Source organism: Streptomyces polygonati, from assembly GCF_042650325.1.
Taxonomy (GTDB): Bacteria; Actinomycetota; Actinomycetes; order Streptomycetales; family Streptomycetaceae; genus Actinacidiphila; species Actinacidiphila polygonati.
This window is the reverse complement of record NZ_JBHSBB010000007.1, coordinates 207550-228563: the sequence shown is the minus strand read 5'-3', so window position 1 is coordinate 228563 and position 21014 is coordinate 207550. Positions and strand designations below refer to the sequence as shown.

Annotated in this window: 17 protein-coding genes; 9 read left to right on the top strand and 8 right to left on the bottom strand. The window is 74.3% G+C overall.

Annotated features, from left to right (window positions below; all coding sequences use genetic code 11):
- Positions 1 to 614: 614 nt before the first annotated feature.
- From ACFO3J_RS07400 to ACFO3J_RS07390, 3 genes are all read right to left on the bottom strand, one after another.
- Entirely contained in the window at positions 615 to 1544 is a 930-nt protein-coding gene (locus ACFO3J_RS07400) for an NADP-dependent oxidoreductase (protein ID WP_386427332.1), read from the bottom strand.
- A gap of 37 nt (positions 1545 to 1581) precedes the next feature.
- Positions 1582 to 2037 carry a MarR family winged helix-turn-helix transcriptional regulator gene (locus tag ACFO3J_RS07395; protein WP_386427330.1) on the bottom strand — a complete coding sequence of 152 codons (456 nt, stop codon included), beginning with the start codon at positions 2035 to 2037 and terminating at the stop codon, positions 1582 to 1584.
- Positions 2038 to 2188: 151 nt separating this feature from the next.
- Positions 2189 to 2830, bottom strand: coding sequence for an HAD family hydrolase (locus ACFO3J_RS07390; protein WP_386427328.1), 642 nt, complete (start codon positions 2828 to 2830; stop codon positions 2189 to 2191).
- A 100-nt stretch (positions 2831 to 2930) separates the two neighbouring features.
- Here ACFO3J_RS07390 and purB point away from each other — a divergent pair, with 100 nt between their 5' ends.
- The 3 genes from purB to ACFO3J_RS07375 all read left to right on the top strand — a co-directional run bounded on the left by purB (position 2931) and on the right by ACFO3J_RS07375 (position 6266).
- Positions 2931 to 4364 carry an adenylosuccinate lyase gene (gene purB / locus ACFO3J_RS07385; protein ID WP_386427327.1) on the top strand — a complete coding sequence of 478 codons (1434 nt, stop codon included), beginning with the start codon at positions 2931 to 2933 and terminating at the stop codon, positions 4362 to 4364.
- Complete coding sequence (mug, locus tag ACFO3J_RS07380; protein ID WP_386427796.1) at positions 4361 to 4909, top strand: G/U mismatch-specific DNA glycosylase; 549 nt, start codon at positions 4361 to 4363, stop codon at positions 4907 to 4909. Before purB ends, mug begins: the two co-directional genes overlap by 4 nt.
- Before the next feature lie 199 nt (positions 4910 to 5108).
- Positions 5109 to 6266, top strand: coding sequence for an ROK family protein (locus ACFO3J_RS07375; protein WP_386427325.1), 1158 nt, complete (start codon positions 5109 to 5111; stop codon positions 6264 to 6266).
- A gap of 118 nt (positions 6267 to 6384) precedes the next feature.
- On the opposite strand, the gene ACFO3J_RS07370 is transcribed toward ACFO3J_RS07375, so the two are convergent.
- A complete protein-coding gene (locus tag ACFO3J_RS07370; protein ID WP_386427323.1) occupies positions 6385 to 7146 on the bottom strand; it encodes a GntR family transcriptional regulator in 762 nt (253 codons plus the stop codon).
- A gap of 281 nt (positions 7147 to 7427) precedes the next feature.
- Between ACFO3J_RS07370 and ACFO3J_RS07365 the strand changes: the two genes are divergently transcribed.
- Positions 7428 to 8174 (top strand): SDR family oxidoreductase, encoded by a 747-nt coding sequence (locus ACFO3J_RS07365; protein WP_386427321.1) that lies wholly within the window; start codon positions 7428 to 7430, stop codon positions 8172 to 8174.
- A 24-nt stretch (positions 8175 to 8198) separates the two neighbouring features.
- Here the strand turns inward: ACFO3J_RS07365 and ACFO3J_RS07360 are convergent, their stop codons facing one another.
- A complete protein-coding gene (locus tag ACFO3J_RS07360) occupies positions 8199 to 9077 on the bottom strand; it encodes an RNA polymerase sigma-70 factor (protein ID WP_386427320.1) in 879 nt (292 codons plus the stop codon).
- A 328-nt stretch (positions 9078 to 9405) separates the two neighbouring features.
- On the opposite strand from ACFO3J_RS07360, the gene ACFO3J_RS07355 reads away from it, so the two are divergent.
- The 4 genes from ACFO3J_RS07355 (at position 9406) to ACFO3J_RS07340 (ending at position 15269) form a co-directional block, all read left to right on the top strand.
- On the top strand, positions 9406 to 10866 hold the full coding sequence (locus tag ACFO3J_RS07355; protein ID WP_386427318.1) for an NCS2 family permease: 1461 nt from the start codon (positions 9406 to 9408) through the stop codon (positions 10864 to 10866).
- 359 nt (positions 10867 to 11225) lie between these two features.
- Positions 11226 to 12659, top strand: coding sequence for a GNAT family N-acetyltransferase (locus ACFO3J_RS07350; RefSeq protein ID WP_386427317.1), 1434 nt, complete (start codon positions 11226 to 11228; stop codon positions 12657 to 12659).
- Between the two features lie 135 nt (positions 12660 to 12794).
- A complete protein-coding gene (locus ACFO3J_RS07345) occupies positions 12795 to 14483 on the top strand; it encodes a DUF885 domain-containing protein (RefSeq protein ID WP_386427316.1) in 1689 nt (562 codons plus the stop codon).
- 261 nt (positions 14484 to 14744) lie between these two features.
- A complete protein-coding gene (locus ACFO3J_RS07340; RefSeq protein ID WP_386427314.1) occupies positions 14745 to 15269 on the top strand; it encodes a GNAT family N-acetyltransferase in 525 nt (174 codons plus the stop codon).
- Positions 15270 to 15329: 60 nt separating this feature from the next.
- Here the strand turns inward: ACFO3J_RS07340 and ACFO3J_RS07335 are convergent, their stop codons facing one another.
- Positions 15330 to 15881 (bottom strand): rhodanese-like domain-containing protein, encoded by a 552-nt coding sequence (locus ACFO3J_RS07335; protein WP_386427312.1) that lies wholly within the window; start codon positions 15879 to 15881, stop codon positions 15330 to 15332.
- Positions 15882 to 15975: 94 nt separating this feature from the next.
- Between ACFO3J_RS07335 and ACFO3J_RS07330 the strand changes: the two genes are divergently transcribed.
- Positions 15976 to 16422, top strand: a complete 447-nt coding sequence (locus ACFO3J_RS07330; protein ID WP_386427311.1) for an Lrp/AsnC family transcriptional regulator — start codon at positions 15976 to 15978, stop codon at positions 16420 to 16422.
- Positions 16423 to 16437: 15 nt separating this feature from the next.
- Here the strand turns inward: ACFO3J_RS07330 and ACFO3J_RS07325 are convergent, their stop codons facing one another.
- Both ACFO3J_RS07325 and ACFO3J_RS07320 read right to left on the bottom strand, forming a co-directional pair.
- Positions 16438 to 19773, bottom strand: a complete 3336-nt coding sequence (locus ACFO3J_RS07325; RefSeq protein ID WP_386427309.1) for an AAA family ATPase — start codon at positions 19771 to 19773, stop codon at positions 16438 to 16440.
- A 6-nt stretch (positions 19774 to 19779) separates the two neighbouring features.
- On the bottom strand, positions 19780 to 20940 hold the full coding sequence (locus ACFO3J_RS07320) for an exonuclease SbcCD subunit D (RefSeq protein ID WP_386427307.1): 1161 nt from the start codon (positions 20938 to 20940) through the stop codon (positions 19780 to 19782).
- Positions 20941 to 21014 lie beyond the last annotated feature (74 nt).

Here is a 21014-nt window from a genome sequence, read left to right as displayed (position 1 = left end):
GGGGGCGGTCGGACCGGGGTCCGGCAGGGGTGGCCGGAAGCACGGTGGTCCGCCGATGCGGTGCCGGCGCGTCGCGGGATCGGGCCGCGGGGCGGTCGGTCAGGCCGGGCGGCCCCGCGAGCGACGCGGACCGGACGGGGACCGGCTCCGGTCCGGACGTACCCGGGCGCGGTGCCCGCGGGGTCGGCCGCGGGGTCGACCGCTCGCATCCCCAACGCCCCTACCGGCTTGCGGAGCTGGACCCGATGCGGCCCCGGCTCCGCCCTCTCGCGCCGGCCGGGGAAGGGGTCTGCGACGGTGCGTCACCTGCGCCCTGCCTTTCTGCGGCGAAGAGCTCGAAGTGCGGTGCGGCGTCGGGCCGGCCGGGCCGGCGGGAAGCCGGGGCCGATACGGCGACCACCCCGGGAGAGCGCTCTCCAACGCGAAAGTGAACACGCGCGCTTCCACGGCGTCAAGGACGAACAGGCCGAAGTTTCCTGTGAGTTCTGCCTGGCGGCGCGGAGGGCCGTCCGCTGCGGCCGGGCCCGGGATGGCGGGGATCGGACCGGTCGCGCGCTCGGCCGGGCGGGCCGCGGGCACCGCGGCCCGCCCGGTGGTTCGCCGGCCCCTCCGGCTCAGGGAATGAGCACGATCTTCCCTCGGGTGTGCCGCTGCTCCAGCTGGCGGAAGGCGTCGGCCACCTGATCGAGCGGATAGGTCGCGGCGATCGGGATCTCGATCGAGCCCGACGCGACCAGGTCGGCCATCTCGGCCAGCACCTCCTTGGTGGAGGCGTCCACGCTGCCCTCGTGCTTGGCGCCCAGCTTCTCCGCCAGTTCGAACGAGATGATCGTCTCGATCCGGTCGCGCGGAATGCCGAGGTCGACGGCGAGTTCGAGGTATTCGGGGCCGAACAGGTCGATGAAGGCGTTGATGCCGTCCGGCGCCGCCGCCGTCAGCCGGTCGGCGAGCCCCTCGCCGTACGGGACCGGGGTGGCGCCGTGCGCGGTGAGCCAGTCGGCGTTGGCGGGTGACGCGATACCGAGGACGCGCGCCCCCCGTACCCGCAGGAGCTGCACGACGACCGAGCCGACGCCGCCGGCCGCGGCGGAGACGGCCACCGTCTCGCCCTGCCGCGGGTTCGCCGCCCGGACGGCGGAGTAGGCGGTGCAGCAGACGACATAGAGGGAGCCGGCCACCGGCCAGCTGAGCTGCGGCGGCTTGGGGATCAGCTGGCCGGTGGGCACCGCGACATGCGTGGCGTGGCTGGAGCGCTGGAAGGAGAAGCCGATGACCTCGTCGCCGACCGCGAACTCCCTGACCCCCTCGCCGACCGCGCTGACCACGCCGGCCAGGTCGCTGCCCTCGCCCGAGGGGAATTCGGTGGATCCCGGCATGAAGGTGCCGGAGCGGATCGACGCCTCCCCCGGGTTGGCGGCCGTGGCCCGTACCTCGACGACGACCTCGCCGGCCGCCGGAACGGGCATGGGCACCTCGGCGACATAGAGCACCTCAGGGCCGCCGTAGCGGTCGAAACGGACTGCTCGCGCGGTGGGTTCGGTCATCTGTCTCTCCTTCGGGGGATGCGACTCGGGTCGGGTGCTACGCGTCGTTCACAGGCCGCACATCCGCGGGCCGCACCTCGGCCGCGCGGAGGGCGGCGAGTGCGGAGCCGAGCCGGTCGAGCTCGCTGTCGTCCAGCGGACCGCGCAGTCGCCGGTCCAGCTCCTGGTCGAAGACGCGCCCGGCCGTCTCGACCAGTTCCCGGCCCACCGGGGTGAGCTCGACCACCGAGGATCGCCGGTCGGCGGGATTGGGACGGCGTACGAGGTTGCCGCGCGCGGATATCCGGTCGACGGCCTGGCTGGCCCCGCCGACGGTGATGGACAGCGCGGCGGCGATGTCGTTCACCCGGCATGACGGCGTGCGCGCGACGACCGACATCACGTCGAGGCTGCCCATGGACAGTCCGCAGTCCTGCTGGAGCCGGGCGTCCACCGCGTTCCACAAGTCGGTTTCGAACCGCACCAGATCGTCGAACAGCCGCCGTAGGTCCATCGCGCTCCCCATCCCGCCCGCCGGTGTATTAGGACTTAGTATATTAGCACTATACTAAATGGCGTCCTGAGCCTCCGCCGGGCGGGAAGGGGTGTGGCGTGGCGCGGTGCCGGCGGGTGACGAGGCGGGGCCGTTCAGACGGGCGCTGGTTTCAGGCGGTGGCCAGCGCGACCACTTCGGCGAGGCCGTCGACGCGCCAGTCGGCCGCCGCGATCACCTCCGGATCGTCCGCCCACAGGTGCCCCCAGGGCCCCCGGCGAAGATGCGCCGCCCGCAGCCCGGCGGCCTTCACCGGGAAGACGTCGTTGACCGGGTGGTCCCCCACGTACACGATCTCGCCCGGCTCGGCCCCGGCCGCCTCGACCACCCGGGCGAAGAACTCCGGGGCCGGCTTGCCGACGCCCCACTCGCCCGAGGTCGCGATCACGTCCGCCGGCAGGTCCAGCGCGCGCAGCAGCCCCGTCACCCTGGCCGACTGGTTCCCCGCGACCACCACCCGGATCCCGGCCGCCCGCAGCGCCGCGAGCGCCGGACGCACATCCGGGTAGAGGTCGCCGTCGTCGAGGTACTCCCCGCGCCCGGCCGCTTCCCTGGCCGCCATCTCGGCCTCGGGATCGAGGCCCGGTCGCAGCAGCCGCAGGGCGTCGTCGCTGGTGCCGCCGCCGGAGACGGTCGCCCCGATCAGCGCGGACAGCGTGTGCAGGGGGACGCCCAGCCAGTCCGCCCAGCCCGCCCAGTAGCGGGTGTCGCCCACCAGGGTCGAACCGATGTCGAAGGCGACAGCTCTGATCACCCGCGGCAGCCTAGTCGCGCCGCGGCCGCGGGTGGTGGGGGCTGGCCGACGGGGAAAGGAAGGAAAGGCGCGTCGCGGGCACCCGGTAAGCTCTCCCCACGTGACTGCCAAGCCCCGTATCCCGAACGTCCTGGCCGGCCGCTACGCCTCGGCGGAGCTCGCCACCCTGTGGTCCCCCGAGCAGAAGGTGGTGCTGGAGCGGCGGCTGTGGCTGGCGGTGCTCCGGGCCCAGCGGGATCTCGGCATCGAGGTGCCGGAGCGGGCGATCGCGGACTACGAGCGGGTGCTGGAGCAGGTCGACCTGGGGTCGATCGCCGAGCGCGAGAAGGTCACCCGGCACGATGTGAAGGCCCGGATCGAGGAGTTCAACGCGCTCGCCGGGCATGAGCAGGTCCACAAGGGCATGACGTCGCGCGATCTGACCGAGAATGTGGAGCAGCTGCAGATCCGGCTGTCCCTGGAGCACGTCAGGGACCGTACGGTCGCGGTGCTGGCCCGGCTCGGGCAGCTGGCGGCGCAGTACGCGGAGCTGGTGATGGCCGGCCGCTCGCACAACGTGGCCGCGCAGGCCACCACGCTGGGCAAGCGCTTCGCGACCACCGCGGACGAGCTGCTGGTGGCGTTCGAACGGGTCGAGGACCTGATCGGCCGCTATCCGCTGCGCGGCATCAAGGGTCCGGTCGGCACCGCCCAGGACATGCTGGACCTGCTCGGCGGCGACAGCGACAGGCTCGCCGAGCTGGAGCGCCGGATCGCCGACCACCTCGGCTTCTCCCGGGCGTTCACCTCGGTCGGCCAGGTCTACCCGCGCTCGCTGGACTACGACGCGGTGACGGCGCTGGTGCAGCTGGCCGCCGGGCCGTCCTCGCTGGCCAGGACGATCCGGCTGATGGCGGGGCACGAGCTGGTCACCGAGGGGTTCAAGCCGGGCCAGGTCGGTTCCTCCGCGATGCCGCACAAGATGAACACCCGGTCCTGCGAGCGGGTCAACGGTCTGATGGTGGTCCTGCGCGGCTATGCCTCGATGACCGGGGAGCTGGCCGGCGACCAGTGGAACGAGGGCGACGTGTCGTGCTCGGTGGTGCGGCGGGTGGCGCTGCCGGACGCGTTCTTCGCCTTCGACGGGCTGCTGGAGACCTTCTTGACGGTGCTCGACGAGTTCGGTGCCTTCCCGGCCGTGGTCGCGCGCGAGCTGGACCGCTATCTGCCGTTCCTGGCCACCACGAAGGTGCTGATGGGCGCGGTACGGGCGGGGGTCGGCCGGGAGGCCGCGCACGAGGCGATCAAGGAGAACGCGGTGGCCTCGGCGCTGGCGATGCGCGAGCAGGGCACCGAGCGCAATGAGCTGCTGGACCGGCTCGCCGCCGACGACCGGATCCCGCTGGACCGGGCGGCGCTCGACGCGCTGATGGCGGACCGGCTGTCCTTCACCGGGGCGGCCGCCGGCCAGGTCGCCGAGGTGGTGCGGCGGATCGAGGACGTCACCAAGGCGCATCCGGTGGCCGCCGCCTATCGCCCGGGGGCGATCCTCTGACACCCGAGCAGCTCGCCGAGGCCCGCGGCCGCACCCTGGAGGACGTGATCGGGGACGGGCTGCGGGTGCTCTTCTGCGGCATCAACCCGGGGCTGATGTCGGCGTGGACCGGGCATCACTTCGCCCGGCCCGGCAACCGCTTCTGGCCCGCGCTGCACGCCTCGGGATTCACCCCGCGCCGCTTCGCGCCCGCCGAGCAGCGGGGCATGCTCGACCTCGGGCTGGGCATCACCAATGTCGCGCGCCGGGCCACCGCCCGGGCCGACGAGCTGGCCGCCGACGAGTTGACGGCCGGCGGCAAGCTGCTGACCGCGAAGGTCGAGGCCCACCGCCCGGCCTGGCTCGCGGTGCTGGGCGTGACCGCGTACCGGGTCGCGTTCGACGACAGGCTCGCCCAGGTGGGACCGCAGGAGCGGACCATCGGCGACACGCGGATCTGGGTGCTGCCGAGCCCCAGCGGACTCAACGCGCACTGGTCGCCGGCCGCGCTGGCGGCGGAGTTCGGCCGGCTGCGGACCGCCTCCCACCAGGCGCCGGCGGCTTGATCGCGGGAACGGCCCGGGCGGTGTGTGCCCGGCCGGGCCGCGGCGCGTCACACCTGGTGGTCCGTCAGGAGAACACCGGCCGTCCCGGCGGGAATCCGCTGGCGGACATGTCACGCAACCGGAACCCGGCGGCACTCGCCGCGCGGCCCCGCGCCGGGTACGATCCGCCACACACAGGTACAGGCTGGGAGGACAAACCTTGGGGCGACTCACCGGCGGGGACCCGTCCCTGCTCCGGCGGATCAACTCCGCGGTCGTCCTCCAGGCGCTCCGCGGGGCGCAGACCCCGACCCTGACCGAGCTGGTGCACAGCACCGGGCTGTCACGGCCGACGGTCGAGGGTGTCATCGAGGGGCTGACGGAGTCCGACCTGGTGGTCGAGGTCGCGCCGGAGCCGGGCGACGCGCGCAAGCAGGGCCGGCCGGCCCGCCGGTTCCGCTTCCATGCCGAGGCCGGGCATCTGCTGGGCATCGAGATAGGCGCGCATCAGATACGGGTGGTGCTCTCCGACCTCAGCGGGCAGGTGCTGGACACGCACGCGCGTGAGGTCGACGAGTCCGCGTCCGCCGACGACCGGCTGGACCGGGTCCGGATCACGGTGGCCGAACTGCTGCGCAAGGCCGGGGTGCCGCGCAGCCTGCTGTGGGCCGTCGGCGTGGGCAGCCCCGGCATCGTGGAGGCGCACGGCGAGGTACGGCTGAGCACCGCGCTGCCGGGCTGGACCGGTCTCGCGCTGGGCGAGCGGTTGCAGCGCTCCTTCCGCTGCCCGGTGCTGGTGGAGAACGACGCGAATGTGGCGGCGGTCGCCGAGCACTGGAAGGGCGCCGCGATGGGCACCGACGACGTGGTGTTCGTGCTGGCGGGGCTGAGTCCGGGCGCCGGCTCGCTGATCGGCGGGCGGCTGCACCGCGGCTTCGGGGGCGCGGCCGGCGAGATCGGGGCGCTGCACCTGCTGGGGCGCGATGTCACCCCGGAGCATCTGCTGTCCACCACCGGTACGCCGCTGCACCCGCTGGACGAGCCCGCCGTTGAGCGGGTGTTCGCGCTGGCGAAGGAGGGCGATGTGCAGGCGAAGGACGCGGTCGAGCGCTTCCTGCAGCGGCTGGTGCACGACGTGGCCGCGCTGGTGCTGGCGATCGACCCGGAGCTGGTGGTGATCGGCGGCTGGGTGGCCGGTCTGGACGGGGTGCTGGAGCCGCTGCGCTCGGAGCTGGCCCGCTACTGCCTGCGCACGCCGAACGTCGTGGTGTCCGCGCTGGGCCAGGAGGCGATCGCGACCGGCGCGCTGCGGCTGGCACTGGACCACGTGGAGGAGCAGTTGTTCGCGGTGGAGCAGACGTCGCTGGCCCGCCGCTGAGGCCCGGCCCGGCTCCCGGTGAGCCGCCACCGTGACCCGGCAGGACGACGGCCCGCCCGCCGGAAGCGGGTGGGCCGTGGTCGGTGGTGTGCGGGTGCGCGCCGGGTGAAGCCGAGGCTCAGGAGGCCTGGCGGCTTTCCGGCTGGTGGTGGGTGACCTCCACCGCTCCCGAGTCGCCGAAGGTGAGCCGGCAGGTGTCGGCGCGGTAGGTGGCCACCGAGGCGGCGGCCACCCGGCCGCCGGCGTAGTAGCGGGTGGTGAGCACCAGCACCGGCGCGCCGGGCAGCCGGTCGAGCTGCTTGGCGTCCTCCGCGCGGGCCGAGCCCAGCTCGACGGCCCGGTCGTCGCCGTCCAGCTCCAGGGTGTGCAGCTCGCGCAGCACCGCCTGGGCGTGGGTCGCCGGCGTGAGCAGCCCGGACAGGTTCGGCACCGAGGCCGGCGGTACGTAGAGCAGCTCGGTGGCGACCGACTGGCCCTGCATCACCCGCTCGCGGCGGATGGTGTGCACGGCGTCGTCCGGACCGGTGCCGAGCAGCGCGGCGACCGGGGCGGGGGCGGGGGCCTCGACACAGCCGATGGTGTTCCACGAGTCGCGGCCCGCGCCCGGCCAGGCGTTGGTCGTGGGGCCGACCGCGACGCCCATCCGGGGCGGCGCGACCGTGGTGCCGACGCCGCGCCGCCGCTGGAGCCGGCCTTCCAGCTCCAGCTGTTCGAGCGCCTGGCGCAAGGTGGCCCGGGCCACGCCGAAGCGGGCGGCCAGGTCACGTTCGTTCGGCAGGATCTCGCCGACCTCGAACTCGGAGTCGAGGGCGTCGTTCAGCACCGTCTTGAGGTGCCAGTACTTCGGCTCCTGCACCGCTTCGAGCTGCGTGGTCCCCACCCTGTCCTCGCATTCACCGGGGCCGCCGCCGGCCGATCGGGCCGGGTCGGGCGGCTTGTTAAGCCTTGTTTCGGAACCTGTGTTTATTAAAGGTCCTTGCACTACTACTAGGGACGATAGAGCCGGTCCCCGAACTTGGTCAAGACCAATACTCGAACCCACCCATGCCCACCGGAACCGGATACATGAGACGTTCACAAGGTGTTGATCAAGTGCTGCGATAGCGTTCGTGATCCGCGTGGGAATACGGCCCGCGGGCGGACGGCGACAGGAGAGCGGCGATGGACCGGGTCACGGTGGTCACCGGGGGCGGGCGCGGGATCGGGGCCGCGGTGGCGCTGCGGCTCGCGGCGGACGGGCACCGGATCGGCATCGGCTACGAGCGGGCGAAGGACGCGGCCGACGAGGTGGCCCGCCAGGTCCGGGCGGCCGGCGCCGAGTGCCTGGTCCACCCGGTGGACACCAGCGACGAGGAGCGGGTGGACGCCTTCTTCGACGCGGTGCGGGCGGGCCTGGGCCCGGTCACCGGGCTGGTGAACAACGCCGGTGTCACCGGACCGCTGGGCCGCTTCACCGAGACCCCGGTGGCGGTGATGCGCCGGGTGGTGGACGTCAATGTGATGGGCGCGCTGATCTGCGCCCGCCGGGCGGCGCTGGAGATGTCCACCCGCTACGGCGGGGAGGGCGGCGCGATCGTGAACATATCCTCGGGCGGCGCCACTTTGGGCAGCCCCGGCGAGTACGTGCACTACGCGGCGAGCAAGGCGGCGGTGGACACCCTCACGCTCGGTCTGTCGAAGGAACTGGCGCAGGAGGGGATCCGGGTCAACTCGGTGCAGCCCGGCATGATCGTCACCGGCATCCACGCGGCGATGGGCGACGCGGAGCGGCCCTGGCGCGCGGCGGACCGGATACCGATGCGGCGGCCGGGGCAGCCGGACGAGGTCGCGGGCGCGGTGGCGTGGCTGCTGTCGCCGGAGGCGTCGTACACCACCGGCGCGGTGCTGCGGGTGGCCGGCGGCCTGTGAGCGGGCCGGTCCCGGCCCGGTCGGTCAGACGACGCCGGTGAGCTTCTCCGGGTTGGTCATCACATAGACGCGGGTGATCCGGCCGTCCACCGTCTCCAGCGAGACGACGGTGTGCGGGCGCCCCCGCGTGGTGAGGAGGATCGCCGGGGCGCCGTTGACCTCGCGGAGGGTGACCTCGGGCGCGGGCGGCATGTTGGGGGCGATGCCGAGCAGGAACCGCGCCACGTTGGAGGCGGTCTCCAGGATCCGCAGCGGCGACTTCTGCACTCCGCCGCCGTCGCCGATGAGGATCACGTCGGGGGCGAGCAGGGCCATCAGCGCGTCCAGCCGGCCGCCGGTGCAGGCGGCCAGGAAGCGTTGGGTGATCTCGGCGCCCACCGCCGGGTCGGTGTCGAAGCGCCGCTCGCCCGCCTCGATGTGCCGGCGGGCCCGGCCGGCGAGCTGGCGCACCGCGGGTTCGGCGCGGTCGAGGATCGCGGCGATCTCCGCGTAGGGGTAGCCGAACGCCTCGCGCAGTACGAAGACGGCGCGTTCCAGCGGGGAGAGCGTCTCCATCAGCAGCAGCAGCGCCAGCGAGATGTTCTCGGCCAGCAGGACGCGCTCCTCGGCGTCGGCCGCGTCGCCGGGCCGGTCGGTGGCGAGCGGTTCCGGCAGCCACTCGCCGACGTACGCCTCGCGCCGGGACCGCACCTGCCGCAGCCGGTCGATGGCGAGCCGGCTCGTGGTGCGGACCAGATAGGCGCGCGGCTCGCGGACCCGCTCCCGGTCGGCGTTCGTCCAGCGCAGCCAGGCCTCCTGCACCACGTCCTCGGCGTCGGCGAACCGGCCGAGCATGCGGTAGGCCACGCCGGTGAGTACGGGCCGGTGCTCCTCGAAGACATCGGCCGCGGTGCGCTCGGTCATCGGTCCATCCCACCGGACCGGCCGGGGCGCTGTCCAGACGTCCGGCCGGCGCCGTACGCCGCACCGCGTGTCACACAGATCACGGACGCCCGCGCCGGGTCCCAGGTGTTGACCGGCGCATGATCGAAACCCGACGGTGTAACGCGACCGAAACCCGCGACCGTGCCCGGCGGGAGCACAATCCCTGTGCCCCGCCCGCTTACACCGTTTGTTGAAACGGCGTCGGTCCGGGCGGCGTTCGTCCGAGCGGCGTCGCCCCGAGCGCCCGCCGCCGCGGTCCCGTCCAGCGCAGCACCCGTCCTGCCCCGTTCGACCTCAGAGGAGTGCCATGTCCGGTTCCACCGTGGAAGCCGAGAAGCCCACGTCCCCACCACCGCCCGCCGGCAACGGGCTGGACCGCTTCTTCCGTATCACCGAACGCGGTTCGACCACGGGACGGGAGATCCGCGGTGGTCTCGCCACGTTCTTCACCATGGCCTACATCCTCGTCCTCAACCCGATCATCCTCGGCAGCGCCACCGACAAGTTCGGGCACCACCTGTCCACCACCCAACTGCTCACCGCGACCGCCCTGGTGGCCGCGGTGATGAGCGCGGTGATGGGCGTCGGCGGCAATCTGCCCCTGGCCATCGCGACCGGCCTGGGTCTCAACGCGGTGGTCGCCTTCCAGCTGGCGCCCAAGATGAGCTGGCCGGACGCGATGGGCCTGGTGGTCCTGGAGGGGCTGCTGATCTGCGTACTGGTCGCCACCGGGCTGCGCGAGGCGATCATGAACGCGATCCCGCAGCCGATCAAGCAGGCGATCAGCGTGGGTATCGGCATGTTCATCGCGTTCATCGGCCTGGTCGACGCCGGGTTCGCCAGCCGGATCCCGGACGCCGCCAACACCACCACCCCGGTCCAGCTCGGCGGCTCCGGCGCGCTCACCGGCTGGCCGGTACTGGTGTTCTGCCTCGGCGTGCTGCTGACGGTGGCGCTGGTGGCCCGGAAGGTCAGGGGCGCGATCCTGATCAGCATCGTGGTGATGACGATCGTGGCGATCGCCGTCAACTCGATAGCGGACATCCCGGACGCCGCCTGGGGCCTGACCGTGCCGAAACTGCCGCACCACGTCGTGGCCAGCCCGGACTTCGGGCTGATCGGGCACTTCAGCCTCTTCGGCGGTTTCCAGCAGGCGGGCGTGGTCACCGCCCTGCTGTTCGTCTTCACCCTGGTGCTGTCGGACTTCTTCGACGCGATGGGCACGATCGTCGGCATCTCCAACGAGGCCGGACTGCTGGACGACCAGGGCCGGGTGCCCAACATCGGGCGGGTGCTGTTCATCGACGGCGCGGCGGCGGTCGCGGGCGGCCTGGCCTCCAGCTCCTCCAACACCGCCTATGTGGAGTCGGCGGCGGGGGTCGGCGAGGGCGCGCGGACCGGCCTGGCGAGCGTGGTGACGGGGCTGCTGTTCGCGGTCGCGCTCTTCCTGTCGCCGCTGGCCGGGGTGGTGCCCTCGCAGGCGGCGGCGCCGGCCCTGGTCGCGGTCGGCTTCCTGCTGATGGCGCAGGTACGGAACATCGACTGGACCGAGTACGACATCGCGATACCGGCCTTCCTCACCATTGTGGTGATGCCGTTCACCTACAGCATCACCAATGGGATCGGCGCCGGATTCCTGTCCTTCGTCGTCATCAAGGCGGCGCTGGGCAAGATCCGCGAGGTGCACCCGCTGGTGTGGGGTGTGTCGGTGTGCTTCCTGGCGTACTTCGCGATCGACCCGCTGCAGCAGGTGCTCGGCGTGAAGTAGCGCCGGCGGGACGGCGGCCGCGGAACAGAGCGCCACGGCCCCGGTCGCTCCCCGCCACTCCCCCGCGGCACCGCCCGCCGTCCGCGGGAGGAGGGGGCCCGCGGACGCGCGGGCGGCTGACGCCTCGACCGGGACGGGGGACCCCGGCCGAGGCAGTTGGCCGGACCGGTGCTCGCACCGGCCCGTACTGAGACAACTTGCCTCATCCCGGCGGAGTTCCCGGCGTCCGCGACTTTTTCGGCGGGGCCGTCGGCGCGGCATAAAGGTTGAAAAGGTAAGTTAACCGGGAGGATCAGGCCTTTACCGTCTGGTCATGACACGTTCGTAGGGGCGCAACAAGCCTTCGGCATGGTGGTTGTATGCGTCACTCGACTCCTGCCCAGACCAGAGCGCGGCACCGTCACCGGGGCCGCGACCTCGCCGAAGTGGCCGCGCTGTGCACGGCGATGGCCGCCCTGGACCTCGTGGCCGGCCTGGTGGACCACGGCCCGGACGGCGGAGTGCTGGTGGCCGCCTCGGCGCTGGGCCTGCTGGGCGCCGCGGCCTTCCACACCTGGTGGACCCGCCGGCACAGCCACGACCACGCGCCGCCGGCCCCGTCCGGGGCCCTACCGGCCGACGGCGCTGCCGACGCCGGCGGCGATGCCGGGATCGACGGCGGGACCACGCTGTGGCGGCTGCGCACGACGGTGCGCGACGTCCCCGGCAGCCTGGGCGCGGTCTGCACCGCGCTGGCCCGCGGCCGGGTCGACATCGTGACCTTGCAGACGCATCCGCTGGCCGACGGCGCGGTGGACGAGTTCCTGCTGCGGGCGCCCGCGACCCTGCCCGCCTCGGCCCTGGTCCGCACCGTCGCCGAGGCGGGCGGCGCCGACACCTGGCTGGAGCGGGCCGACGCCCACGATCTGGTGGACGCGCCGACCCGGATGCTCACCCTCGCCACCAGGACCGCGCTGGACCCGGCCGAACTGCCGCTCGCGCTGCGCCAGTTGTTCGGCCGCTGCACCATCACCTCGATACCCGGGAAGCCCGGCGAGGAAGCGGACCCGGAGCCGTGCGCGGCGTCCGCGCTGGCCGGCGGCGAGCCCGACGCAGCGCAGGCGCCGAACCCCACCGTGATGCGGCTGCGCGACCCGGCCGGCGGCACGATCAGCGTCCGGCGCGACCACCTCCCCTTCACCCCGACCGAGTTCGCCCGGGCCAGGGCCCTGGTGGAGCTCGACGCGCGGCTCGGCGTCCGGACGCCCGCCTGCCGGGACGTCCTCACCCTCCCCGAGGGCGAGGAGATCAGCGTGCGCCGGGCCGGCCCCGAGGACCACCGGGCCGCGCTGGCGATGCACGACCGCAGCTCCCCCGCGACGCTCGCCGCCCGCTACCACGGCCCGGTGGACGACGCCGACCGCTATCTGACCCACCTGCTGAGCCCGCGTTTCGGCCGGACCCTCGCGGTGGAGACCGCGTCCGGGCGGCTGGTGGCGCTCGGCCACCTGCTCTGGGACGGCGACGAGAACGAGGTCGCGCTGATCGTCGAGGACGAGTGGCAGCGGCGCGGCATCGGGGCCGCCCTGCTGCGCCGGCTGGTCGAACTCGCCGCCGAGGCGGGCCGGGACAGCGTCTACGCGGTCACCCGGTCCACCAACACCGGGATGGTGGCGACCATGCGTGAGCTGGGCCTGCCGCTGGACTACCAGGTGGAGGACGGCACCCTGGTGATCACCGCGACCCTGCCGAAGGCGACGGACGCCGATCCGTCACCGGCTCCGCTGCCCTGGGTCACCAGCCGCCACCACTGAGCCGCGGCACCGCACCGGCCGCTCCCGGGGCCCGGCCCGCCGCCGTACCGCGGCGGGCGGACGGGTGCAGCCGGGTAAGGGCCGAAGATTTTTTTGCTGGTGACGCGGACGGGGTCGGCGTACGAGGATGGCGGTATGTCCACACTTACCGGCAGCGCACTGCCCCGCCAGATCGCCGACGCCTATGTCGACGATCTCCTCGAACTCGACCCGATCCTCGGTACGTACCTCGGCGCGCCCGGCAGCGGCCGCCGGCTGCCGGACTTCTCCCCGGCGGGCGCCGACGCGCTGGCCGCCCTGGCCCGTACCACGCTGGACCGGCTGACCGAGGCCGAGGCGCGGCCGGGAGCGCGCGGCGACGCCGAGCGGCGCTGCGCCCGTCTGCTGCGCGAGCGGCTCACCGCCGAGCTGGCGATCCACGCGGCCGACGAGCAGTTGCGGGCGGTGAGCAACATGGGCTCGCCCGCCCACGCCATCCGCGAGGTCTTCACGCTGATGCCCACCGGCACGCCGGAGGACTACGCGGACATCGCCGCCCGGCTGCGGGAGATCCCGGCCGCGCTGGAGGGCTACCGCGCCTCACTCACCGAGGGCCTGGCCCGCGCTCTGCCGGCCGGCCCGCAGCAGGTGGCGACCGTCATCGAGCAGATCACCGAGTGGATCGGGGACGGCGGGTCCGGCAGCTGGTTCGCCGCGCTCACCGCGGACGGGCCGCGGGAGCGGCGGGCCGAGCTGGACGCGGCGGGTGCCGAGGCCACCGCCGCGTACACCGCGCTGCGCGACTGGTTCCGGGACACCTACGCCCCCGCCGTCGCCGGCGCCCCGGACACGGTGGGCCGCGAGCGGTACGCCCGCTGGGCCCGGCTGTGGAACGGCACGGATCTGGACCTGGACGAGGCGTACGCGTACGGCTGGTCCGAGTTCCACCGGTTGCGCGCCGAGATGGTGGCGGAAGCCGGCAAGATCCTGCCGGACGCCACCCCGTGGGAGGTGCTCAAGCACCTGGACGCGCACGGCCAGGCCGTCGAGGGCGTCGAGGAGGTGCGCGACTGGCTCCAGGGCCTGATGGACGAGGCGATCGCGGCGCTGGACGGCACCCACTTCGAACTCGCCGAGCGGGTCCGGCGGGTGGAGTCCCGGATCGCGCCTCCCGGCGGCGCGGCGGCCCCGTACTACACCGGCCCGTCGGAGGACTTCAGCCGCCCGGGACGCACCTGGCTGCCCACCATGGGCAGGACCCGCTTCCCGCTGTTCGACCTGGTGTCCACCTGGTATCACGAAGGGGTGCCCGGCCACCATCTGCAGCTCGCGCAGTGGGCCCATGTCGCGGAGGACCTGTCGCGCTACCAGGCCACCGTCGGCATGGTCAGCGCCAACGCCGAGGGCTGGGCGCTGTACGCGGAGCGGCTGATGGACGAGCTGGGCTTCCTCACCGACCCGGAGCGGCGGCTCGGCTACCTGGACGCCCAGATGATGCGGGCCAACCGGATCATCGTGGACATCGGCATGCACCTGGAGCTGGAGATCCCGGCGGACTCGCCGTTCCACCCCGGTGAGCGCTGGACCCCGGCACTGGCCCGCGAGTTCTTCGGGATGCACAGCGGCCGTCCGAGCGACTTCGTGGACAGCGAGCTGGTCCGCTACCTGGGCATGCCGGCCCAGGCGATCGGCTACAAGCTCGGTGAGCGAGCCTGGCTGACCGGCCGGGCGGCGGCCCGCGCGGCCCACGGCGACGCCTTCGACGCCAAGGCCTGGCACATGGCGGCGCTGTCGCTGGGCTCGCTGGGCCTGGACGACCTGGTGGCGGAGATCTCCGCCCTGTAGCGGCATCCCGCGAGGGAGGGCCGGTACGGGACTCACGCGCCGGACTCGTGTGCCGGACTCGTGTGCCGGACTCCTGTGCGGTCGGCCGGCGCCCCTGCCCGCCGCCCCGGCCCCGGCATGGGGTGCGGGGCAGCGGGTAGGGCACAGCCTGTGAAGCGGGGCCCCGGGCCCGGCGGCCGGTTGTTACTCTGCTGGTCTGCGGTCCGGCCGCGGCAGCGGCTCGCGCCGGGACCCTCTCTTGCGACAAGGCGGTACGGCTGGATGACCCTGCACGCTTCCCGCGACGGCGGACGCCTGGTGCTGACCCAGGGCAGGTTGACCTTGCGCGAGCAGCTTCCCGAGGACGCCCTCCAGCTGGCCGAGGGCAAGCCCGCCGCGCTGGTGTGGATCGACGGCGTGCCGGGCGACGGCACGGTGGGCGCCGCCACGATGACGGTCGCGACCTCCCGGGCCGGGATCTACCGGCCCGGCTGGGGCCTGTTCGCGATCGTCCGGTCCGAGGACGGTACGGCGGTCGGCGGCGCGGGTTTCCACGGCCCGCCCGACCGCGGCTCGGTGGAGATCGGCTACGACCTGTCGGAGTCGGCCCGCGGCGCCGGCTGGGCGACCGAGGCGGCCCGCGCGCTGTGCCAGTGGGCGCTGGCCCAGCCGGACGTCCTGACGGTGCTGGCCACCACCGAGCCGGGCAATCACGCCTCCCAGGCGGTGCTGGAGCGGGTCGGTTTCGTACGGGTCGCGGACCGGGGCGAGCTGTGGGCCTACGAGCTCACCTCGATCCCGGTCTGACCGTCCGGCCCCTGCGCGTTGCAGGCCGGCCGGAGCGCTCTGCTCCGCCAAGCGGGCGGCTCAGCAGCCGCAGTCGGCGGCCGCGACCGGTGCGGTGAGCGGGTCCGGAGCACGCCGGACGGCGCCGCCGGCCGTCTCATGGCCGAAGCCCTCGCGGATCCAGTACTCCATGCCGCCGAGCATCTCCTTGACCTGGTAGCCGAGGGAGGCCAGTACGTGTGCGGCCCGGGTGGCGCCGTCGCAGCCGGGCCCCCAGCAGTGCACGACCACCGGAACAGCGGGGTCGAGCAGGGCCGGGGCGTCCCGCGCCATCCGAGCGGTGGGCAGGTGCAGCGCGCCGGGGATGTGGCCCTGCTCCCAGGACTCGGCGCTGCGGGAGTCGACCAGGGCGAAGCCCGGGCCGTCGGGGGCGGCCAGCGCGGCGGCGACATCGGAGACATCGGTGTGGAAGGCCAGGCGGGCCGCGAAGTAGGCGGCCGCCTCGGCGGGGGCGGCCGGCGGGACGCGCAGGACGGGGTGGCCGGCCAGGGACGGCGGTGCGGCCGTTCGAGCCGGGGCTGACGCCGCCGATGTCGTAGCCGCGGTGGTGGTTGCCGGGGGCGCTGTTGTCATGCCCGGAAATCTACGGTCGCGGCGGGCGGCCCTGAAGTCGGATTCCCCGGCACTTCTCTTGATCGGCCGGGGTTTTCGCTGCTACTCATGGACGATGACCACGATTTCCCTGGACGCCACCGACTGGCGGCTGCTGGACGCCCTGCAACGCGACGGCCGGGCCAGCTACGCGGAGCTGGCGCGCGCCGTGTCGATGTCCCCGAGCGCGGTGACCGAGCGGGTCAGACGGCTGGAGGAGGCCGGGGTGATCAGCGGTTATTCGGCGGTGATCGACCACGAGCGGATCGGGCTGCCGATCCTGGCGATGGTCCGGCTGCGCTATCCCACCGGCAACTACAAGCCCTTCCACGACCTGCTCGGCAGCACTCCCGAGGTGCTGGAGGCCCACCATGTCACCGGGGACGACTGCTTCGTGATGAAGGTCGCGGCCAGGTCCATGCGGCATCTGGAGGAGGTCACCGGCCGGATCTCCGGGCTCGGGGCGGTCACCACCAGCGTCGTCTACTCCTCGCCGCTGGTCCGCCGGCCGCTGGTGCTGTGAGCGCGGCCACCGGCCTCAGCCGCGGGCCCGCGCGCCGGTACGCAGCCGGACGGTGGAGCCGTCCCGGCCCTTGAGCACCCGGAGCTGGGCCGGGATACGGTCGCGCAGGTCGGCGACATGGCTGACGATGCCGACCGCCCGGTCCCGTTCCCGCAGCCCGTCGAGGACGTCCAGCACCTCGTCCAGCGTCTGCTCGTCCAGACTGCCGAAGCCCTCGTCGATGAAGAGGGTGTCGAGCCGGGTGCCGCCCGACTCGTCGGTGACCACGTCGGCGAGGCCGAGGGCCAGGGCGAGGGAGGCGAAGAAGGTCTCGCCGCCGGACAGGGTGGCGGTGTCGCGTTCGGTGCCGGTCCAGGCGTCCACCACCATCAGGCCGAGCCCGGACTTGCCGCGGCCACTGCCGCGGGCGTCGGTGTGGACCAGGGTGTAGCGGCCGGCCGACATCCGCTGGAGCCGTACGCCGGCCGCGGCGGCGACCTGTTCGAGGCGGGCCGCCAGCACATACGTCTCCAGCTCCATCCGGAACCGGTTGTCGGCGCTGGTGGCCGAGGCCAGGTCCGACAGCCGGGCGATCCGGTCGAACTCCGCGCGGGCCGGGGCGAGTTCCCGTACCCGGGTGGTGGCCAGCGCGGACAGCCGGTCGAGGTCCCGGCAGCGGGTCGCGGCGGCGGACTCGGCGGCCGAGGCGGTACGCAGCCGGACGGTGGCGGCGGCGAGCGCCGCCTGCGCCGCGGCGGGATCGGCGGCGGGCCGTGCCGCCGCGGCGGCCGGTCCGGGCGCGGCGAGCTCCGCTTCGAGGGCGGCTTCCTCTCTGGCCCATGCCTCCGCCTGGCGTTCGGCCTGCCACAGCCGCTCGGGGGGCAGCAGCGCGGCCTCGGCCTCGGCGGGCGAGCCGAATCCGGCCCGGGCGGCGGCTTCGGTGAGGGCCGTCTCCGCCTCGGCGAGCCGGGCGGCGCTGTCGGTACGCTCCCGGACCGCGTGCGCGGCGCGCTCCAGCCGCGCGATCAGGTCCGCCAGCCGGGACCGGCGGGCCGCGACGCTCGGGTGGCCGGCCCGGGCCCGGGTCAGCTCGGCCCCCAACCGGTCGTACTGCTCGTCCAGTTCCTCGCGCCGGGAGGTGCGGGCGGCGGTGCGGTTCAGCGCGGTGTGCCGCTGCGCGGTGCGGCGGTCGCTCTCCTCCTCGGCGCGGACCAGCGCCCGGCGGGCGTCGGGCACCCCGGCCGCCTCGCGGGCGGCCGCGGCGTGCTCGGCCTCCAGTACGGCGCAGGCGGCGGCGAGCCGGGCGGCTGGCTCGTCCCCCGCGGTCGCGGTGGCGGCCTCCAGCGCGGCGCCGAGGCGGGCGGCCTCGGCGCGGGCGGTGTCGTGCGCGGCGGCCGCCCGCTGGTAGGCGGCATCGGCCGCCGCCTCGTCGGAGCGGGTGACCCGCCGGGCCGCGGATGGGGCGGGGGCGGGATGCTCGGGCGCGCCGCACACCCGGCACGGCTCGCCGTCCACCAGCCCCTCGGCGAGTTCGGCGGCCATCCCGTCGATCCGGGCCTCCCGCAGGTCCTGCCACGCCTCCCGCGCCTCGGCGGCCAGGTCCCTGGCGTCCCTCGCGGCTTCCTCGGCGAGGCCCGACCGCACGGCCAGCCTGTCCCGCTCACCGGCGGCGTCCCGGCGGCGCCGGGCGGCGTCCAGCTCGGCGCCGAGGCCCCCGGCCCGCGCGCTCGCCTCGATCCCGGCGTCCAGCCGCGACCGCAGCGCGTCCCGCTCGCGCGGCCAGCCGTCGAGCCAGGCCTCCGCCTCCCGGACGACTCCTTCGTCCGCCCGCTCCTCGCGTTCCAGCGCTTCCCGCCGTTCGGCGATCTCCCGGACCCGCGCCTCCACCTCACCGGCCCGCGCCAGCCCCCCGAGCTCCTCGCGCACCTCCCCCACCCGCCGCACGAGCGCCTCACCGACGGCCTCCGGGAGGCCGGACTCCGCGACGGAGGGACTCCCGGCCGTGACATGCCGAGCGCCATCGCCTCCCGGGCCCGTCAACCCCCCAACGAGCGCATTCGGTTGAGCAGGGACCGACGCACCGGGACGCACCGCGAAAGCCCCGCCACCGGCCGTCGCCCCCGGCGGACCGGACTCCGCTTCGGCGGCACCGGCGGGACTCACGGGTGCGGCATACGGGCCGCCACGGCCTTCCCGGTCCGTCGACCCCGCAACGGACGGGTCCTGCCGGGCCGGGACCGACACACCGCGCCGCCCCTCCGAAGACCCGCTGCTCGGCGCGGCGTCGAGGGGGGAGCGGGCGGGCGGGAGGGCGGCGGCGGGAGTCGGCTCGCCGGTCGCGGCGAGGTCTTCGAGGGTGGTCCGCTCCTGGGCGACCGCCTCACGGTGGCGCAGGGCGGCCTTGTGGCGCAGGTCGAGGGCGGGGTCGACGGTGGTGGCGTGCTGGGCGCGGGTCAGGCGGGTGCGGGCGGCGTCGCGGGAGGGGCGTTCCCGGGCGAGGGCGGCGGACCGCTCACGGGCGTCGGTATGACGCTGCTGGAGGCCGTGCAGGTCGCGGGCCTCGTCGAAGGAGTCGGCGGCGGCGCGGTGGGCGCTCTCGGCGTGCCGCACGGCCTCGCGAGCGATGTCGGCGGCCTCGCGGGCGTCGCAGCGCAGGACGGCGGCCCACTCCAGCAGGTCCGCCTCGGCCTCGGGGCCGGGACCTGCGGCCTGCCGGAGCCGGGCGGCCAGGTCGCGCAGCTCCTCGTCGCCCCGGGTGAGCCGCTGCCCGGCCTCCTGCTTGCGGTCGCGCAGCTCCTTCTCGACGCTCCGGAAGCGGCGGGTGTCGAAGAGCCTGCCGAGCAGCGCGGCCCGGTCGGTGGCGCTCGCCCGCAGGAAGGTGGCGAACTCGCCCTGCGGCAGCAGCACGACCTGGCAGAACTGCTCGCAGCTCATCCCGACCAGCTGCCTGATCTCCTCGCCGACCTCCTGATGGGACTTGGACAGCCCCCGCCACTGACCGTCGCCGCCCCCGGTGTGCTCACGCAGCAGCGTGACCGCCTTGTCCAGGGTGGTGCCGCTGCCCCGCTTCTTCGCCCGGAGCTGCTCGGGCCGCCGGGTGATCTCCAACCGCCGCCCGCCGAGGGTCAGTTCGAGGATCACCTCGGTGGCGGTGCCGGCCGCGGCGTGGTCGCTGCGCAGCCGGGTGGCCGGGCGGGCACCGGGCACCTGCCCGTAGAGGGCGTAGCAGACCGCGTCCAGGACGGAGGTCTTGCCGGCGCCGGTGGGGCCGTGCAGCAGGAACAGCCCGGCGGCGGACAGTTCGTCGAAGTCGACGCGCTGGGTGCCGGCGAAGGGTCCGAAAGCGGTGAGTTCGAGCCGGTGCAGTCGCATCGGGGGTCAGTCGCCTTCCGTTCGTGCCGTGTCGGCGCGCACCGCGTCGAACGCCTCCCGCAGCACCGCGCGTTCGCCCCGGTCTACCGGCCGGCCGCGTACGTGCGCCACGAAGTCCTCGGCGATCTCGCCGTCGCTGCGGCCGCGCAGCCGCTGGGCGTAGGAGGCCGTCACGTCCTGGTCGCCGGCGTCCGGTTCGAAGGCCAGGCTGAGGATGTGCGGGAAGCGCTTGGCGAGCGCCGCCATGGGTTCCTGCGGGCGGTAGGGGTCGGTGAGGACGGCTTCGACCCAGGCGTCGGTGTGCCGGTCGTGCGCGGGATCGCCGAGCAGGTCGTCGAACCGGCCGCGCAGCCGGGCGAGCCGCCTGGGCACCGGTGTGTCGAGCCGCCGCGCGTCGATCTCGCCGCTCGCGCCCAGGTCGACCAGCCACATGCTCTTGCGGTGGTGCTCCTCGGAGAAGGAGTAAGCGAGCGGCGAGCCCGAGTACCGGACCCGCTCGCCGACCGTCTGGCAGCCGTGCAGATGGCCGAGCGCCGCGTAGTGCACTCCGTCGAAGACCGCGGCGGGCACCGCCTGCACACCGCCCGCGGTGATGTCGCGTTCGCTGTCGCACGGCGCCGCGCCGGTGACGAAGGCGTGCGCGAGCACCACCGCCCTGGTGCCGGCCGGGCGTTCGGCGAGGTCGGCGCGGACCCGGTCCATCGCCGCGCCGAGCACCGCCGCGTGGTCGGCCGACTCGGCGCCGAACGCCTGCCGGACCAGCGCCGGTTCGAGATAGGGAAGCCCGTAGACGGCGACCTCGCCGTGTTCGTCGGGCAGCAGCACCGGGCGGTGGCAGCCGGCCGGGTCGGTCCGCAGGTGGATGCCCGCCCGGCCCATCAGACCGGCGCCCACGCCGAGGCGCCGGGCGGAGTCGTGGTTGCCGGAGATCATCACGGTGGGGACACCGAGGTCGGCGAGCCGGTTCAGGGCGTCGTCGAAGAGTTCGACCGCCGACAGCGGCGGCACGGCCCGGTCGTAGACGTCCCCGGCGACGAGCACCGCGTCGACGCGCTCGCCGCGGACGGTGGCCACGAGGTGGTCCAGGAAGGCGCGTTGCGCGTCGAGCAGGCTCACCCGGTGGAAGGACCGTCCCAGGTGCCAGTCCGACGTGTGCAGGAATCTCACCCGTTGGCCCCCACCCGCACGTCTGTCCTCACCGTTCCTCGAAGTCGGCCGCCGCCGGCGCGCTCGCGCCGGCC